Origin of the sequence: Formosa sp. Hel1_33_131, from assembly GCF_001735745.1 — a bacterium.
GTDB lineage: Bacteria > Bacteroidota > Bacteroidia > Flavobacteriales > Flavobacteriaceae > Hel1-33-131.
Genome location: NZ_CP017260.1, coordinates 291,893 through 310,476 on the forward strand (window position 1 = coordinate 291,893; position 18,584 = coordinate 310,476).

Below are 18,584 nucleotides of genomic sequence, written 5' to 3' on the forward strand. Positions count from 1 at the left end.
CGAACAAACACGTTTAATATTAATTAAGAATTTATATGCGCAACTATGCATTATTGGTACTGCTATTTAGCAGTATTACATCGTTGTCACAAAATTGTGACAATTCACTTTCAGGTATAGTAACAGATATTCACGATGGCCAATTGCTCATCGGAGTCACCCTTATTATTGCAGACACTGAACAAACTGTTCAGACGGGTTTAGATGGAGAGTTTTCTTTTTCAAACCTTTGTAATAACACCTATTTCATACAGGTTTCACACCCCTATTGTTTGACAAAAGGATTTACTGTTAGAATTTCTGGGAATACCAAAAAGTCATTTAAGTTAGAGCATCATATTGAAGAACTCAATCAAATTACGATTGAAGGGAAAGCCTACAGTGACAAATCCAAAACACTTCTCGAGAATACTATTAACAAAGAAGAGTTGGAGCGTTTTAATAGTGGCTCTCTTGGTGATGCTCTAAATAGTTTGAGTGGTGTATCGTCACTAAATACAGGGAGCACGGTCGTAAAACCAATGATTAATGGACTTCACAGCAGTCGTGTGGTCATCGTTAATAATGGGGTGCGGATGGAAGACCAAGAATGGGGGGCAGAACACGCACCTAATATTGACATAAATTCCGTCAGTAACCTTACCGTCATAAAAGGAGCTGGTGCACTTCAATACAGTGGAGATGCTGTAGGGGGCGTAATTATTGCTGAAGCTTCTAAAGTTCCGGTAAAAGACAGTTTGTATGGCAAAACTTTGATGACTGCAACTAGTAATGGGCGTGGCGCCTCGTTGAGCTCAAAATTGACTAAAAGTTATCAAAATGGATGGTATGCAACCCTGCAAGGATCCTTAAAACGCTTTGGAGATTTTGAAGCTCCTGGCTATGTATTGAGCAATACAGGGATTTTTGAGAGAAGTGCTTCTTTACAAGTAGGTTTTAACCGTTTTGACTATGGTATTGAGGGGTATTATTCAATCTTTAAAAATGAGATTGGAATTTTAGCGGCCTCACATTTGGGCGGTGCTCAAGATCAAATTAGAGCCATCGACAGCGATGTACCACTAATTATAAACGATTTCACATATACGATCAATGCACCTAGGCAAGATGTCACCCATCATTTGGCAACTATAAAAGGATTTAAACGGTTTGAAAACTTTGGAAAACTTAGCATCCAATACGATTTTCAAAGAAACAATCGGCTTGAGTTTGACATCAGGCGTGGGGATGACAAAAAGAAGGCTGCATCAGATTTACAATTAGATACGCATACCGTTTTGCTAGATCTAGATGCACCTTTGTCTGATAAAATTGTATTAAAAACAGGGCTCATGGCGAAGTATCAAAAAAACGTTGCAAATCCCGAAACGGGTGTGAGACGGTTGATCCCTGATTTTCAGATGTATGACTTAGGAATGTACTTTGTAATGGACTACCAATTAAATGACCAATGGCTTCTGGAAGCCGGGGGCCGTTTTGATTACTCCTTTATGGATGTTTTTAAATTTTACAGAACCTCCTTTTGGGAATTACGTAATTATGACCAGCTATTTCCTGAAATTGTGCTTGAAGAATTGGAGAATCAAATTTTAACCAATCCGCAACTAAATTTTAATAACGGTTCAGCTACCTTAGGAGCCAACTATACATTTGGTGAGGATTATAAATTGTTTTTCAACTATTCCATGGCATCTCGAGCGCCAAATTCCTCAGAACTTTTTAGTGAAGGCTTGCACCATTCTGCTTCTCGAATCGAACTGGGAGATTTAAGCTTCAATTCTGAAATAGCACATAAAGTTGCATTGACATTTCAAAAGGAGAACGATCTATTTAGTTTTAATGTAAACCCTTATATTAATACCATTTCTGACTTTATAGTGAATGAACCTACAGAAATTCAGCAGACGTTGAGAGGCAACTTTCAGGTGTGGGAATACCGCCAAACGGATGCTCAATTGTTAGGTGTAGATGTGGATGCCTCCTATGCTTTTGCTAAAAACGTTCGTTTAAACAGTCAATTCTCTTTAGTCAAAGGCTATGACCAAACTTTAGACGCGCCACTAATCGGAATGCCGCCTGTAAACATTAGCAACGAAATTGTATATCAAAATCCTGAATTCAATAACATTCGTCTGTCTTTACAAAGCGCATATCATTTTAAACAAAATGACTATCCCAATACCAATTTTGAAGTGTTCATACCAGAAACCGAAACATATAAATTGGTGGATGTAAGCTCTACACCAGACGCGTATCATTTGCTTAATTTTAATTCGAGTATCGATATTAATCTCAACCAAAAATCAAAATTAACGGTAGGACTTAGAATTACAAACGTATTGAACACTTCGTATCGAAACTACCTGAACCGTTTGCGCTATTATGCAGATGATTTGGGCAGAAACTTTTTATTTAATCTTAAAATCAATTATTAATTTAACTATTAAAAAACAACAAAAACAACAAAAACATGAAAAACATGAAATTTTTAACTACAGCATTATTTACAAGCATATTATTTATCGGATGTTCAAAAGACGACGCCCCACAACCTGTAAACGAAGAAGAAGTGATCACCACACTAACCGTAACTCTTGTGCCAAATGACGGCAGTACAGCGATCACCTTACAGACTCGTGACTTGGATGGTGATGGACCTAACGAACCCGTTATTACAACTGGTAATTTAGCTACCGGCGTCACCTATAGTGGTAGCATAGTTCTACTTAACGAAACTGAAAATCCAGCTGAAAACATCACGGATGAAGTTGAAGAAGAAAGTGTAGAACACCAATTTTTCTATACACCAACAGCTGGTTTGGATGTTACAACTAACGCTGAAAACCTTGATTCAGAAGGCAATAAACTAGGAACCGAGTTTACCTTGGTCGCTGGAGCCGTGAGTTCTGGAACGTTAACCTTTACGTTGCGTCATGAACCTACTAAGCCAAATACAGGTCTTAACGATGCGGATGGAGAAACAGATATTTCTGCAACGTTTGATGTATCAGTACAATAAATTTGAATTAGTCACAATTCAATTAATTTGGTTCGAAAAAAAACTTATGGTTATTAAAAAATGAGATTAAATATACCCGTAAGTTAACTTTACGCAGGCCAAATTAAAACCCACAACTCTAAAAGTTGTGGGTTTATTGTTTTTATAAATCCTTTCCAAAACAGTTCGACTTTAGGCCCTTTGCCTCCACGATTAAGCGCAGTGCGACTGCGAATTAAAATTCAAAAAACTTACCAAGCTTGCTTGTGTAAGTTTTTTTGTTTTAAGGACAAAGCTCTTTTAGACCTTATTGGACTCGTTTGTAACGAGTGCAAAATCAACCCTAAAAATTGGTTTCATCTATTGTAAGCATTGTATGATGCACTCAGAAAATTAGCACTAAAAAGTACTTAGAAATTAAAACAATAAATTTGATAATAATAGAGATTTATGCCAATTTAATTATGACAACGCTACATTCTTAGATAAATTTCATTAATATTCTTTTTATTATCTTACCTTTATTGAACCTCTTTATCTTAAACTAATTTAACCTTTATATTAATTATGTTGTAAAAACTGAGTATAAATCTTTTTTTAATCAACAATTGAAATTGTATAAATCTTCTTTATTTAGTTTTAACATTTACACGTTATTTTTAGTGTTTATTATGTTGCCTCTAACTGTTTTAAGTCAAGAATACGGTCTTTCTTTTAAAGGTCAAGATTTTCTTCTCGACGAAAGAACAAGCTTAGATATAACTTCAAATAAGCCATTGATTGTAAAGGATGAACTTGAATTAACTTTTGATTTAAAGGTAGAATTAATAAAAAGAAAAGGTAATTTCGGATACATTTTTAGAGCTATTAATGAAGATAATAAAAATATAGATTTACTGCTCTCTAATACTTCAACAAAAAAACTAATTATAGTTGTTGGTGATACTGAAACAATTATACCCATAAACGACTCTACATTTTCTAATAAAAAATGGAGCACGATTCATATAAAATTTTCGCTGTCAAAAAATGAATTGGTTTTTTCGATAGCTGGCTCCAAACCCATCAAAAAATCCGCAGTTTTTAAAAGTAAAGAATCATACAAAATCTTTTTTGGTGCAAATAATTATAAGGAATTTTCAACTTCAGATGTTCCGAGTGGAATAAGTATTAGAGACGTTAAGTTAACTCAAGGCACTAAACTAATCGCTCACTACCCTTTAAATCAATGTGGAGGAAACGAGGCTATAGATATAATAAATAACAACAATGCTACTGTAAAAAATGCAGACTGGCTGTTATGCTATCATAAATCTTGGGAAGAAAATTTAATATCTGAAGTTGATGGCGTTCAATTATTGACTTTTGACAAAAATTTAGGAGAGTTTTATATTTTAAACAAAACAACACTAACTAAATACAATCCCAAAGAGAAATCATTCAAGACCTATCCTTTTGATAAAGATACTTTAGAAATTTCTTTAGATCACAGAATTCTTTTTGATCACAAACAAAAAAAATTATACTGCTACCTTGCAGATAAGAATCAGATTTCTGAATTTGATTTTGAAACTAAGCGTTGGGATAATTATTCTCTATTTAAAAAACAACCTTTGAAGCAAATATACCAGCATCATAATGGTTTGTTTAGTCCAAAAGACAATTCTATATATATCCTAGGGGGTTATGGTCAATTCACATATCAAAACCAAGTAAAAAAGGTTGATCTTAGTTCTAAAACTTGGGAAAACATCCCTCATGATAATAAAGTATTTAAACCACGATATCTTTCTGGGGCAACCATCTACAAAGACTCCATTTATGTCTTAGGTGGCTATGGAAGTGAAAGCGGTAAACAATTAGTAAACCCTAAAAGTTATTTTGATTTTTTGAGGTACGACATTGAAAGCAAAACATTTAAAAAACAATATGAGGTAACTAAAATTTCTGAAGAAATGATCTTTGGAAGCTCCATTGTGATAGACAGTACTAATAAAAACTATTATGGCTTAATCTCCGATAAGTCTAGATCTAATGGATATCTTAAACTTGCACAAGGAAATCTATCAAGTCCAGAATTTAAAATTGTAGCAGATTCTCTTCCTTATAAATTTACAGACACTCAATCTTTTGTGGATCTATTTTTTGATGAAAACGCAAAAAAACTTTACGTCTACACCTCTTTCTTGAACTCAAACAATCAAACAGATTTTGGTATTTACAGCCTTAATTACCCTCATATTCCTGTAATTGAAGCCACTCAAAGCAATTCTAAATCAACAACAAGTTTTTGGGCTCTTATTATAATTGGTCTATTTATATCAGCTATGATTGGTCTTTTAATAATAAAATATTTCAAGAAAAAACAAATTGAAACTAGTGAAGAAAAAATAATTCCTCAGGAACACAAAAAAGAAGAACCTTTAGTTGAGCTAGATTATCCGATTGTATTTTTTGGTGGTTTTCAAATGTTTGATAAAAAAGGAAACGATCTTACAGGGAAATTTACGCCCTTAATAAAGGAACTCTTTTTAGTTCTTTGGCTTTATACACATAAAAATAACAAAGGAATTTCTTCTCAAAAGTTAAAAGACTTGTTATGGTATGATAAATCTGATAAAAGTGCTCAAAATAATAGAGCTGTTAATATCACCAAACTCAAAACCATTCTTAAACAGTTAGGAGATTTTTCAATTAGTAAAAAAACGGGCTATTGGATTATCGAAAATAATTCTGATGTTTTAGTTAACGATTACTCTCAATTAAATAAAAATCTACTTAAAAGCAAACCAACCAAAGAGGATATTATTCGTACGATATCCATAACCAAAAATGGCGCTTTTCTGAACAACTTAGATTACACTTGGTTAGATTCTTTTAAACAGAACATTACCGATTTAATAGTCAATAACTTTATGAATTTTGCATTAAAGCTAGACATAGAGGAAGATCTTGATTTTGCTATTGATTTAGCGGATTGTATTTTTAATTTTGACACTACAAATGAAATCGCTGTGTTCTTAAAATGTAAAGTATATTACATTAAAGGCAATCACAGCTTAGCTAATGATACGTTTAATAAATTTTTAAAAGAGTACAATATCCTATACGGACAAGAATTTGAACACAACTTTAATGAATTCATTTCTCTAGATATCAATAATTTACACTTGTAATTGACATATAAGCACCCATACTACAGACTATTCTAAGCAAAAATTATAGTTTACATTTATTTATAGTAAAAAGTGAATTTTTCTCATAAAGGCTCATTAATTAATCAATTATTAAGGGAAAATTAAGGGTGCATCGTCATATTTGTTTGAATCAAAACCTCAACTAATTCAAGATAAGTTGAGTTAAATAATAACCAATTACTTTTAATAACTGATGACCAAAGGCCATCACAAAACACAATCAAGATGAAAAAAATTACTTTACTAACGCTTTTATTAATTTCTTTTACTGGTTTTACAGCACTAGCACAAAATACCGTTTATGTTTCAGCAACAGGTGCTGGTAATATGGATGGCACAAGTGAATCAACTGCATTTGGCAACTTTGGTGTTGCCATGTCAAATATAAACTCTGGAGGAGATAAACTAATAATTGTAGGAACCATTACACCCGATGGCGCGAATCTAGCATCTAAGAATTTTGCATTTACTATAGAAGGTTTGAATCCTAGCTCAACTTTAGCCGGAAATGGTGGTTCAGGTAGACTCTTTACAATAAATGGATCGACTTCAGCAAATGTGACTTTTAAAAATCTTAATTTTCTAAACAACACTACCACACTTGCTGGAGGTGGTGTCTTTTTTAATAACAACGCAGGAGCTACAGCTACCTTTGAGAACTGTACCTTTACTGGAAATTCTGTAACTAACAACGCAGGTGGTGGAGTTATATTAGTCTCCAACGGAAATTTAACCATAACAAATTGTGTTTTTGAAAACAATACATCATCAGATAAAGGAGGGGCTATTGTCGCTGGAAATTCTGCAAATGTAAACATCTCAGGATCTCTTTTTAACGGAAACTCTGCAACTAAAGGTGGTGCAATTGCTGTAACAGGCAATGGTGTAGATTTCGTTTTAAACACTAGTACTTTTGTGAATAATTCCGTATCAAGTAATGGTGGAGGAGCTTTGTACTTGGGAGGTAATAATGCCAATAGCAGCATTACCAATACTACTATTTTTAATAATACTGTAAATTTCACCTCATTAAATCAATCTACAGGCGGTGGAATACGAATTGAAGGCGCTAGACCTTTTACAATACAAAACTCATTAATTTATGGGAATTTGGTAACAAATGGTACAGATACTGCAGGTTCAGATATTGGAATTGTTCCTAACGTTGTACTTAATCTATCACATTCAATTACCAAAAAAATTGAGCCTGCCTTAGACGATACTGCTGGGGATGATTTTTCTACATCTATAATTGAAGCAGATTTAACGTCTTCTAACTTAATGTTTATGACCTCTAGTGGTTATGTTGAATATGATTCTGTATCTAGTTCAGAAGACAGCCCTATTGATTTTGGATCAGATGGTAATGATGCTGGATCATGGAATTCAGGGTTAGCTTTATCTTTAAATAAGCAAGATGTTTTAGCTGCTAATTTATTAGTGTTTCATAATAAATCTTCTAACAGCATAGAAATTAGCCATACTATTTCTACCCCATTAACTGTAGAAGTGTACAGTATTTTAGGAACTAAATTATTAGGTCTTAAAAATGTAGCTCAAAGACAAAGCATTCAAGCAAATTCTTTAGCTTCAGGAATCTATATTTTAAAAGGTGAATCTTCTGGGAAGTCGTTCTCGAAAAAATTCATCATAAACTAAAGAAACAGAGTTCCGACTCTTTTAATATTATAAAAATAGGGGTTTTTAAAAACCCCTATTTTAATTAAAATCTGTTTTCAAAAACAGTTCCCCTTAATTTAAAAAAAGAATACATTGAAAAAGTATTTCGTTTATTTATTTTTAGTATTCAATACTTCACTTTTATTTGGTCAGCAACCAAATATTGTTTTCATTATGACTGATGATCAAAGCTCAATTCCTTTGAGAGATAGTGATAATCAGAATCAATCCAGACCTTTTGGTTTTAATGGAGATTCTAAGGTCCACACCCCTATTATTGATAACTTAGCAAGTAACGGAATTGTTTTTAACAATGCATTTGTTTCTTCCTCTATATGCAGCCCAAGTAGGTATAGTATTTTAACAGGAAAATACGCAGGAAGGTCCGAAGGCACTAATTTCTTAAACGGGTATCCCGTAGGGCAATTAAGTCGCGTTGCAAACAATATAGAACTCGAAGAAAATACAGATAATTTACCAAAACTATTACAAGCTGCAGGCTACAATACTGCTTTTATAGGAAAATCTCACATTGTGGATCATGAATTTTTAAACACCTATACACAAGGCAATTTTGGTTTCATGGCATACGATCAAACCGATGATCCCTATGTAGAAGCAATTTCTGATGCCATGAAATTTAATCATGATAAATGGGCAGACAGAATTAAAGATTTTGGATTTGATGTTGTGGATGCATTTTATCCCGCAAACTTAAGAGAATTAAAAAATGATGACTTAAACGTTCACAATGTTGAGTATAAGAATAAAGCGGTTCTCGATTATATTGAGAATGCTAGTGACGACCCTTTCTTTATTTACTACAGTGAAACGGTGCCTCATGGTCCAGCCCCTTTTTGGTCAAATAATAATAATTTTTATGCCGGTTTAGATTCAGACGTTAATATCACAGCTGAAGGTGTTTTAATACAAGACTATTCGTACTTACCAACACGAGCGCAAATAAAAGATGAAATTTCTAATTTACCTGGAAAGGATATAAAACAAGCTTGGTTGCGTTGGTTTGACCATGCTGTTGGTGCTGTTGTCAGTAAATTAGAGGAAACAGGAAAGTTAGATAACACCATCATCGTTATTACTTCCGATCATGGAGATTTTAACAAAGGGAAATCTACAAATTACGATGCAGGCACAAAAGTACCTTTAATGATCTATTGGCCAGATGGAATTTCGACGCCTTCTACTTACGACGAATTGGTTCAGAATATAGACTTCGCCCCTACTTTTTTAGATATTGCGGGTGTAGATATTTCTACTTCAGAGATGGATGGTGTAAGTTTAAAAGAAGTTATTACTAATAATGCTACAGAAGCTGTTCACGATCATTTATTTTTTGAATTAGGGTTTTCTAGAGCGATTAGAACCAAAGACTGGAAATATGTAACGGTGCGTTATGATGATGCTACAAATCAAAGAATAGCCGACGGAGACACTTTCAATGGGCCAAACGGAACACAGGTACCTCTACCCTTCTACATCCCAAATGTATCTTTGGGAAGTTTAAGTGCAGCTGCGTACCCACTGTATCATGTAAAAGACCAATTATTTGATTTAAGCAATGACCCTTATGAAGAAGTCAATCTTTTTGACACTCAATTTGAAATAGCTACAGAACTAAGGAATACATTAAGAACCGAATTACTTACTTTTATTGACAGACCCTATCAAGAATTTACAGATACCAGCGTAGATCTAACAGTCACTACAGAAAGTACTTCAATTTTAGGGAAGGTTTTAGCAGGTTACCAAGGTTGGTTCAATACGCCTACGGATGGTGAAGATTTAAATTGGAAACATTACCAAACCAGTATAAATGGAGTTAAAAGATTTGAACCTGGCTTTGCCACTTTAGATTTTTGGCCCGATATGAGTGAGGCAGATGCCGATGAAAAATACATCACTACTTTTACACATAAAGATGAAACTGCAGCGCATGTTTTTTCATCTGTAAATACAAAAACAATCAATCGTCATTTTGAATGGATGAATGATTATGGAATCGATGGGGTTTTCTTTCAACAATTTGCATCGAATCTCAAATCTAATGCACCTAAATTAAAAGCCAATGATAATCTTGTTTTTGATAATATCATAGCAGCTGCTCAGGAAAATAACAACAGACTTGTGAGTATTATGTACGATTTATCGGGGTCTAACGCCACTTCAACAATGGTTGAAGACGTGAAACTGCATTGGGAATCCCTTGTTTCAAGACATGGAGTGAACGATGTCTCAAACAATCATTTATTAACCTACAACCAAAAGCCTGTAGTTGCACTTTGGGGCGTAGGTTTTAATCGAACAGATAATTACGATTTAGACGATGTACAAGACTTGATTAACTATTTTAAGAACGATCCAACGTTTGGTGGCTGTTCCGTTTTATTAGGTGTGCCAAGAAGTTGGAGAACATTGGACAGTGATGCCGTTAATGACACTCAATTACACACCGTTATAAGATCTGCTGATATTGTACATCCTTGGACGCCTGGGAGGTATAGTAATATCAGTGGTATCGATAGCCACAAGAATATTATAATTGCGGATAAAGCATGGTGTGATACAGAAAACTTATTATACATGCCTGTCGTTTTTCCAGGGTTTAGCTGGCAGAATCTAAAGAAAAGCCAAGGCACATTTTCTAGCCTTAACAGTATTCCAAGGTTAAAAGGAGATTTTTTATGGAGACAATTATACAATGCAGTCGATGCCGGCGCACAAACTCTTTATGTTGCAATGTTTGATGAGATGGACGAAGGGACTTGTATTTTTAAAGTTGATAATAACCCACCGTCAAGTGCATTGACTCAATTTACAAACTACGAAGGTTTGCCTAGTGATTATTATTTATGGTTAACAGGAAAAGGTGGTGAAGCTTTGAGAGGAGAAATAGCACTGACCGTGAATCAACCCATTTATCAAAACTTACCAGAAATTACTGATTATTACGCAGATGAATTTGGAGAGGATAGCAATACAGGAACAAGCCCAGGAACTGCGGTTTCAACTGTTCATAAAGCTTACTCATTAGCAAACGATGGAAATACAATTAATATATCTGGTACTGTCATACATAATTCTAAAATTTCAGTTCAAAAGAGTCTCAGTTTTATTGGCACAGAAAATGCCACAATTTTACCAGATGAGAATAAAGTAGGTACAGACCGGTTGTTTCATATCAGTAGTCCCGATTTGAATGTTTCTTTTTCAGACATTACTTTTAAAGGAAACAAAGAATCATCCATTAATGGGGGCGCCATAAATATGAATGCCAACTCTAATTTAACGTTTACCAATAGTGTTTTTGATGATAATTCTACAGGCGGCATAGACAAAGCTGGTGGCGGTTTATTTTTTAGTGAAGGAAATGTAACTATTATAAACTCCATTTTCAAAAATAATTTATCTCGAGGAAACGGAGGCGCCATCAGCGGTTCTGGTGATGGAACGTTAACCATTACGGGGTCTTTATTCATAAATAATACCGCTGCAAATATTAATAAAACGGACGGAAATGGAGACAGAGCCAATGGTGGTGCCATTAATGTTTATGGAGATGGTAGAGAAGTCATAATGTCTGAAAATACATTTTATAATAACGAGGCAACGTTTCAAGGTGGTGGTTTATATTTTGGAGGTTTAAATACGACTAATACTTTAGAAAACATAACCATTTTTAGTAACAAAGTAACCTTAACATCAGCAGAATCCGGAAGAGCGGGAGGAATTAGAATTGAAGGAGATAGAAGTTTCGAGATTAAAAACGCCTTGTTTTATGACAATCGTTTGGGAGATACCGAAAACCCAGAATCTGATATAAATAGTGCCTCAGCGGTTCAATTAAACTTGATAAATTCATTGTCTGGTAGTTCTGAAGGGTTCGGATCCGATGATGCATATGGCTCTTCAAAAATAGACGCCGTTTTGACCTCTTCTAATTTACGTTTTAATGAAACCTCTGGAAAAGTAGAATATGATGAAGCACCAAATGGAGATGACAGTCCTATAGATTTTGGGGATGATGGGAATGATGCAGGAGCTTGGAACTCAATGTTGGTATTATCTGTTGATGATACTCAAATTTCTAATGATAATTTTGAAGTTCATTTTTATAATTTAACCAAAAGTATCAAGGTATTCTCAACGAACAATTTACCATTAGATATAAAAATTTATACGATTCATGGGGCTAGGGTATTAGAGAAAAATCATAATAATCCTAAGGAACTTATAAATATAACGCACTTAAAAACAGGTGTTTACATTCTAAATGCAATGGAAAACGGAAAAGAGTTTTCAAAAAAGTTTATTCTTTATTAATTCATAATCAACTTAAAAATGTTTAAAAAGAACCTCATCATTTTCTTTGTAAGTTTAGTTCACATTAGTGTGTTTTCTCAAAGTGAGATCATCGTTGAAAGTGAAATTGTGGATGTAAACGAGCAACCTCTCGCCTTTACATCCATTAGTATTATGTCTAAATCTATTGGGACAATTAGTAATGAAGACGGTCGTTTTTATTTGAAATTAACGAAAGAAAATTTAAACGATACGATCACGATTTCTACGCTTGGGTTTAAATCTTTTAAAATAATGGTTCAAGATTTTATAGATCAAAAGATTGAAATTGTCACGCTTGAAGAAGACTTGGTATCTCTTGATGAAATCGTCATTCAAGATCCTTCTTCTTATGTGAAATCTGCATTAAAAAAACTAAAAGAGACCACCTACAGTAAAGGACATCAATTGAATATTTTATACCGTAGGTTTTCTAATGAAAATAATGTATCACGGTTTTTAGTAGAACATTATGTAAAAGTATATGACAATGGACCAACGTCCAGAGAATTTGGACCCATAGAAATTGTAGAAGCTAGAAAGTCTAACGATTATAGATTTGCAAAAAAGAAACAGAAATTTCATGCAATTAAAATGATTGCCAAACAAAACCCCTTAAGAATCCGGATTAATCCCAGAAATTACAAATGGAAGATTGTTGATGACACTTCATACGATGGCGAAGATGTTATTGTTTTGGAAGGAAAAGTGAAAAACAAAAAAAATAAATGGATCAAATTATACATTGGTTCTGATACAAACAACATCTATAGATTAGAAAAATCTGACTTAAATGCTGTATATATTTATAAAAAAACCAAAGATGGAACTATGGTGTTAAGCTACCATAATAGAGAATATGTATTTCGAGAAAAGGTATCACCCCAAACGAAACGGTTACTTAAATTAAAAGAAGATGAAATTAAACTGTCTTACAGACATGAAGCTATTGTTTTAGGCATTGAAACAAATAGGAAAAAAATAAGAGTCAGTGAAAATATTAAACCAGGAAAAGATATTGGGGATTACAACTTAAAATACGATTCAGAATTTTGGAAATCAGTCAGCCTACCCCCCGATTCTAAATTTTATAAAGAAAGTTCCAAACAATTAGAAAACATCTATGGAATTCCTATAGAAACTCAATTTAAAAGAGTCAAAAATTAAATACTATTACCCCTTCAAAGAAGCTTACAGTTAAAAAAACGCAGCTATTTTACATTAATTGTAATAGGTTAAGTGAAAATTAATATAAAATTAATAAAAACACATTCATTTGTATAAGTTATCAAATAGGTCATTCAATAGGATCTAATAGATCACTTAAAAAATTAAACAACCAAACTTAAAATATGGAAAAAATAAAAATTATTTTATTGCTTATAATTTTTCCTCTCTTTGTTTTTTCTCAAGAAAACACCATCCAAGGAACTATTACAAATATCATTGGAGAACCTATTCCGGGAGTTACCATTCTTTTAGAAGGAACACAAACTGGATCGTCTTCAGATTTTGATGGTAACTACACCATAAACACACAAAATAAAACGGAAGGTGTTTTAGCCTTTAGTTATGTAGGCTTCACAACTGTAAAGATTAGTTTTGTTAAAGACAGCAAAACAATCAATGCCGTACTTGAGGAATCTACAGAAGAATTGGATGAGATTGTAATTACAGCATTGGGTATAAAGCGCGATAAAAAATCACTTTCTTATTCTACCCAATCCGTAGATTCAGATGATATGAAAGAGGCTCGATCTACAAATTTCTTGAATGCTCTCGCAGGAAAAGCTGCCGGTGTTCAAGTTGTGAGCTCCTCTACTCCTACTGGATCCACACGAGTTATTATTAGAGGTCTTACTTCTATTACAGGGAATAATCAACCTTTATATATTGTGGACGGTATACCGCTTGACAGCTCACCAGGAGATGGTGGAGTTTCCGTTTGGAACGGAGGGGATGATATCGATTTTGGAAGTCCTATCTCTACATTAAACCCAGACGACATAGATTCTATTCAAGTTTTAAAAGGGGCGAATGCTTCTGCACTTTATGGCTCAAGAGCTTCAAATGGTGTTATTATTATTACAACTAAAAAAGCCGAAAAAAGCAAAGGGAAAATTAGAGTCAATCTAAATTCAAATTTTTCTGTAATCTCAAATAGAGAATATCCTTACTATCAGTACGTATATGGTGCAGGAGACAATGCTAGATTAACGCCTAATGTTAGTAAGTTAGACCCTGAAACAGGGCTTCCTCTTGTTGGAGCGTTTAGAAGAGCTTATGGAATGCCATTTTTAGGGCAACAAGTTTTAGATTATAACGGAGAAGTTGGTACGTATAAACCCAACGTTAATAATGTTAAAGAACTCTATAAAGTAGGAACAGTCGCTACTAATACGTTATCCTTTAGTAGAGCGACAGAAAAAAATACATTTCGTTTTTCATATTCTAGCACCTTAGGGGATCATGTGATCGACAGAACGGAAAGAGTCAATAGGAATAATGTGGCGGTACGTTTCTCTCAAGAAATTTCTGACAAACTAAAAGTGAATACCAGTTTAATTTATGTGAATCAGAGGGTAGACAACAGAATGTATAGAAATGGTAGTGAAAGAAATCCTGCCAACAACTATATGTACATTTTACCTAACATGTCTCAAAATAATTTATTTCCTTATAAAGATGAAGACAATAATGCCTTTAATTACGAGGGACCTTTTAATAACCCCTACTGGAATATATACGAAAACACAAATCAAGATATCACAAATAGAATTGTTGCGAATGTGACTTTAAATTATCAAATTTTAGACGGCTTAAGTCTAAAAACAAGAATAAATGGAGTGATTAATGATGTGGATCGATTTGAATTTAACAATATGGGAGCCGCTTATGATCCAAACGGATTGTACAGAGAAATTGCTGTTAAAAGAGAAAACAGGAATTATGAAGCGATCTTAAATTACACCAAAAAAATCAACAACATTTCAATTGTTTCCCTTTTAGGAGCTAATAGATTTGATTTAAGAACATCTGGAACACGTAAAACTGCCATTTCACTTTTAGAAAGAAATATCATGAACCTATCAAATGGTGATGAATTTTCTCCTACAGTATATCTTCCAAATAATAAAACAATAAACTCTGTTTTTGGGTCTGTATCTGCAGGTTTCAATGATACCTATTTTATTGATATTACTGGAAGGAATGATTGGTCGTCTACACTTCCTTCAAACAATAACTCCTATTTTTATCCATCCATTGGTGGTACTACAATCTTCACCAAATTCTTACCTATAAATAACATCTTAACATTTGGTAAAGTAAGAGCTTCATTTGCTCAAGTAGGAAATGATACGTCGTTTGACAGAATTATCAATAATTATATTGAGGGTGGAAACTACAACAACACACAATGGTTGGCATTACAAAATCAACGAAAAAATTTAGAATTAAAACCAGAACTAACTTCCTCTACAGAATTTGGTATTGAAACTAAGTTATTTAATAACAGAATTACCTTAGATGCTACTTACTATAGGTCATCCACAAACAATCAAATTGTTCCAGTACAAGTAACTCCAACATCAGGTTTTATTTCGAAAATTATCAATGCTGGAGAAATTCAAAATAAAGGGTTGGAATTGTTTCTATCAGCAAAAATATTAACCAACCAATTTAAATGGGATACCAGTATAAATTGGTCCAAAAATGAATCTTTAGTGGTGTCTCTAGCCGATGGTGTGGATCGATTGTTACTAAGAAATTTCTTCAATGTTGGAGTGTATGCGGAAGCTGGAGAAACCTTTGGTAACATTAGAGGGAATGCGCAAGCAAAAGACCCCGTATCAGGAACACCTTTAGTTTTACCTAATGGACGCGTACGTTGGGATGAAGACCAATATTTAGGAAATGCACAAGCAGACTGGATTGGAAGTCTAAGGAACACTTTTTCCTACAAAGGATTTAATTTAAACTTTTTAATTGATGTGAAAATGGGGGGAGAGTTATTTTCTGCCACAATGATCAAAGCAGTAAATCATGGGATTCATGCAGAATCTTTACAAGGAAGAGAAGAATATTTACTTTCATCTCTAATATTAGGAGAAAATAATGATGAGAGACAAGGAGTAGGATTATTTGGTAATAATTATGCAGATGCTGAAAGAGCTAAAGGAGTTATCTATAGAGGCGCCGCTTTAGGCGTACAAGATGAGGATGGTAATTGGGTTGCTGAAAGAGATGAGGATGGTAATATTGTGTATTCTCAAAGATGGCTAAACCCACAACTCTATGGTTTTGATGGTATTCAAGATCAAGGACGATTTGTTTACGATGCTTCTTATGTAAAATTAAGAGAAATTGTTTTTGGATATACCTTTCCTCCAAGAATGATTAAAAAATTAAAAGGAGTAAAAAACCTTAAACTTTCAGTTGTTGGAAGAGATTTATGGACGATTTATAGAAATACACCTCAAGGAATCGATCCAGAGGCAGGCACAACATCTGGGAATGGTCAAGGGATAGAGTTTGGTTCTTTTTTACCTACAAGAACCCTTGGTGTTAATTTAAAAATAGTATTTTAATTATGGAAAATATGAAGAAAAACAAGAAATACGTTAGCTTAAAATTATCTGTGTTCATAATTTTATTTTCAACATCTTGTACAAAAGATTTTGAGGAAATCAATACCAATGAGTATATATTTAATGAAGCATCACCAAGTGCCCTTTTTGCTGGAGTTGTAAAAAACACTTTAGACCTCGTTGGTGGTACTATGAACGATCAATTATACAACACTTACGCTAGTTTCTATGGTGGTAAAGGAGGGCAGTTCAATCGGTATTTTTATACAGAACAAGCACTGGACCAATACTGGAGAAGATTTTATGTAAATATTCTTAAAAACAATCAAGATATCATTGATAGTTATTCTGATGATTCTAATTATAGCAATAGAGTCTCTATTGCCAAAATATGGAAGAGTTATGTGTATTCAATTTTAGTATCTACATTTGGACCTGTACCTTATCAGGAGGCATTACAGGGAGAAAACGCAGCTGCTTATGATTCTGAAGAATTTATTTATACAGATATTTTAGCTGAATTAAAAACTGCTTTTGAAAATATAGATGCTTCTGGAGACACGTTAGCACAAGATCCTATATTTGATGGAGACCTTGATAAATGGAAAAAATTTGCCAATTCACTGCGCTTAAAAATTGCACTTAGAATTTCAGAAGGGTTCCCAGTTTTAGCACAACAACACGGATCAGATGCGATGGCAAATGAAGCAAACTTAATTGGTTCAAATGCAGAAAACGCTGTGATGAAATGGGGTTTAGAACAGGAAAATTGGTCATTTAACTATTCAAGATACGTTTTTATTGAAGCCAATGATGATGTTGTTCCTTATATGAATTTACATTTTCTTTTAAATCTTAAAACATATAAAGATCCAAGACTTTTTAAACTCGTAGAACCCTCTAACGATCCAATAACCATTACAGATGTCGTTTTTAGATCTGGATCAACTACAGAACAAATTACAGTAGAATATGAATTACCCTATTTTGGAAGGCCTTTGGGTGGAAATGCAGGCGTAGAAGGTTGGGGTCTAAATCAAAATGACAATATATTAAACGGATTAGCAAACAGAAGGTTTAGCAGACCTAAATTAGATTTATTTATGGCTCAAGATATGGGGTATAATGTAATCACCTATTCCGAAATAAACTTCATCAAAGCAGAAGCACAGTTAAAAGGTTGGGGTGGATCTAAATCTGCTGAACAATATTACTATGACGGGATAGAGGCTTCGTTTCAACAATATGGAGCCATTGGAGTCACTGAATATAAAAATAGAGATGGTATACAATGGGGAACTACGAGTGTAGGAGACAGAGGTTTATTTGGCCTTGTGACAAGCGGTATTTCAAATGATCCTTTAGACAAAATCACAAGACAACGATGGCTCGCTAGCTATAACCAAGGTCATGATATTTGGTGCATGCAAAAAAGAACGAGAAAATTACCATTGATCGATCAATTTGCACCGGATGGCGCGACAGGTCTTGATTACGCACCTTTACCAGAAAGAATGGTTTACCCTCCTTTAAGTGAAGGCGGTCTAAACAATGCTGCATTCCAAGACGCTATTCTTAATTTGGGAGGAAATACGCTTTACAACCCCCTACAAATGAATAAGTCAGAAGACTATTCTCCAGTTCAATGGGAAACTCTAGTTCCTGAGCTTAACCAAGATTTTGGAACAAATTTTTATGGCGATTCTGAAGATGATTTAATTGCTGAAGGCATAGACTACACAATAATTTAAGATTTATAAA

At 33.8% G+C, this 18,584-nt stretch carries 8 protein-coding genes; all 8 read left to right on the top strand.

From position 1 onward, the window contains the following. The first annotated feature begins 35 nt into the window (after positions 1–35). Positions 36–2,435 carry a TonB-dependent receptor gene (locus tag FORMB_RS01360; protein ID WP_083243878.1) on the top strand — a complete coding sequence of 800 codons (2,400 nt, stop codon included), beginning with the start codon at positions 36–38 and terminating at the stop codon, positions 2,433–2,435. Positions 2,436–2,470: 35 nt separating this feature from the next. Then, positions 2,471–3,019: a type 1 periplasmic binding fold superfamily protein gene (locus FORMB_RS01365; RefSeq protein ID WP_069675746.1), complete on the top strand. Its 549-nt coding sequence runs from the start codon at positions 2,471–2,473 to the stop codon at positions 3,017–3,019. A 650-nt stretch (positions 3,020–3,669) separates the two neighbouring features. After that, a complete protein-coding gene (locus FORMB_RS01370; RefSeq protein WP_069675747.1) occupies positions 3,670–6,174 on the top strand; it encodes a Kelch repeat-containing protein in 2,505 nt (834 codons plus the stop codon). 246 nt (positions 6,175–6,420) lie between these two features. After that, positions 6,421–7,854: a T9SS type A sorting domain-containing protein gene (locus tag FORMB_RS01375; protein ID WP_069675748.1), complete on the top strand. Its 1,434-nt coding sequence runs from the start codon at positions 6,421–6,423 to the stop codon at positions 7,852–7,854. 114 nt (positions 7,855–7,968) lie between these two features. After that, positions 7,969–12,216 carry a sulfatase-like hydrolase/transferase gene (locus FORMB_RS01380; RefSeq protein ID WP_257784855.1) on the top strand — a complete coding sequence of 1,416 codons (4,248 nt, stop codon included), beginning with the start codon at positions 7,969–7,971 and terminating at the stop codon, positions 12,214–12,216. 18 nt (positions 12,217–12,234) lie between these two features. Further along, positions 12,235–13,401, top strand: coding sequence for a carboxypeptidase-like regulatory domain-containing protein (locus FORMB_RS01385; protein WP_069675750.1), 1,167 nt, complete (start codon positions 12,235–12,237; stop codon positions 13,399–13,401). Positions 13,402–13,586: 185 nt separating this feature from the next. Continuing rightward, positions 13,587–16,823, top strand: a complete 3,237-nt coding sequence (locus tag FORMB_RS01390) for a SusC/RagA family TonB-linked outer membrane protein (protein WP_069675751.1) — start codon at positions 13,587–13,589, stop codon at positions 16,821–16,823. Positions 16,824–16,834: 11 nt separating this feature from the next. Further along, positions 16,835–18,574 (top strand): SusD/RagB family nutrient-binding outer membrane lipoprotein, encoded by a 1,740-nt coding sequence (locus tag FORMB_RS01395; RefSeq protein ID WP_197493484.1) that lies wholly within the window; start codon positions 16,835–16,837, stop codon positions 18,572–18,574. Positions 18,575–18,584: the final 10 nt, after the last annotated feature.

What these genes read in the sequence shown, in the direction of transcription:
- FORMB_RS01375 (WP_069675748.1), top strand. Translation starts at nt 6,421, where the DNA reads ATGAAAAAAATTACTTTACTAACGCTTTTATTAATTTCTTTTACTGGT.
- FORMB_RS01365 (WP_069675746.1), top strand. Translation starts at nt 2,471, where the DNA reads ATGAAAAACATGAAATTTTTAACTACAGCATTATTTACAAGCATATTA.
- FORMB_RS01370 (WP_069675747.1), top strand. Translation starts at nt 3,670, where the DNA reads ATGTTGCCTCTAACTGTTTTAAGTCAAGAATACGGTCTTTCTTTTAAA.
- FORMB_RS01360 (WP_083243878.1), top strand. Translation starts at nt 36, where the DNA reads ATGCGCAACTATGCATTATTGGTACTGCTATTTAGCAGTATTACATCG.
- FORMB_RS01395 (WP_197493484.1), top strand. Translation starts at nt 16,835, where the DNA reads ATGAAGAAAAACAAGAAATACGTTAGCTTAAAATTATCTGTGTTCATA.
- FORMB_RS01385 (WP_069675750.1), top strand. Translation starts at nt 12,235, where the DNA reads ATGTTTAAAAAGAACCTCATCATTTTCTTTGTAAGTTTAGTTCACATT.
- FORMB_RS01390 (WP_069675751.1), top strand. Translation starts at nt 13,587, where the DNA reads ATGGAAAAAATAAAAATTATTTTATTGCTTATAATTTTTCCTCTCTTT.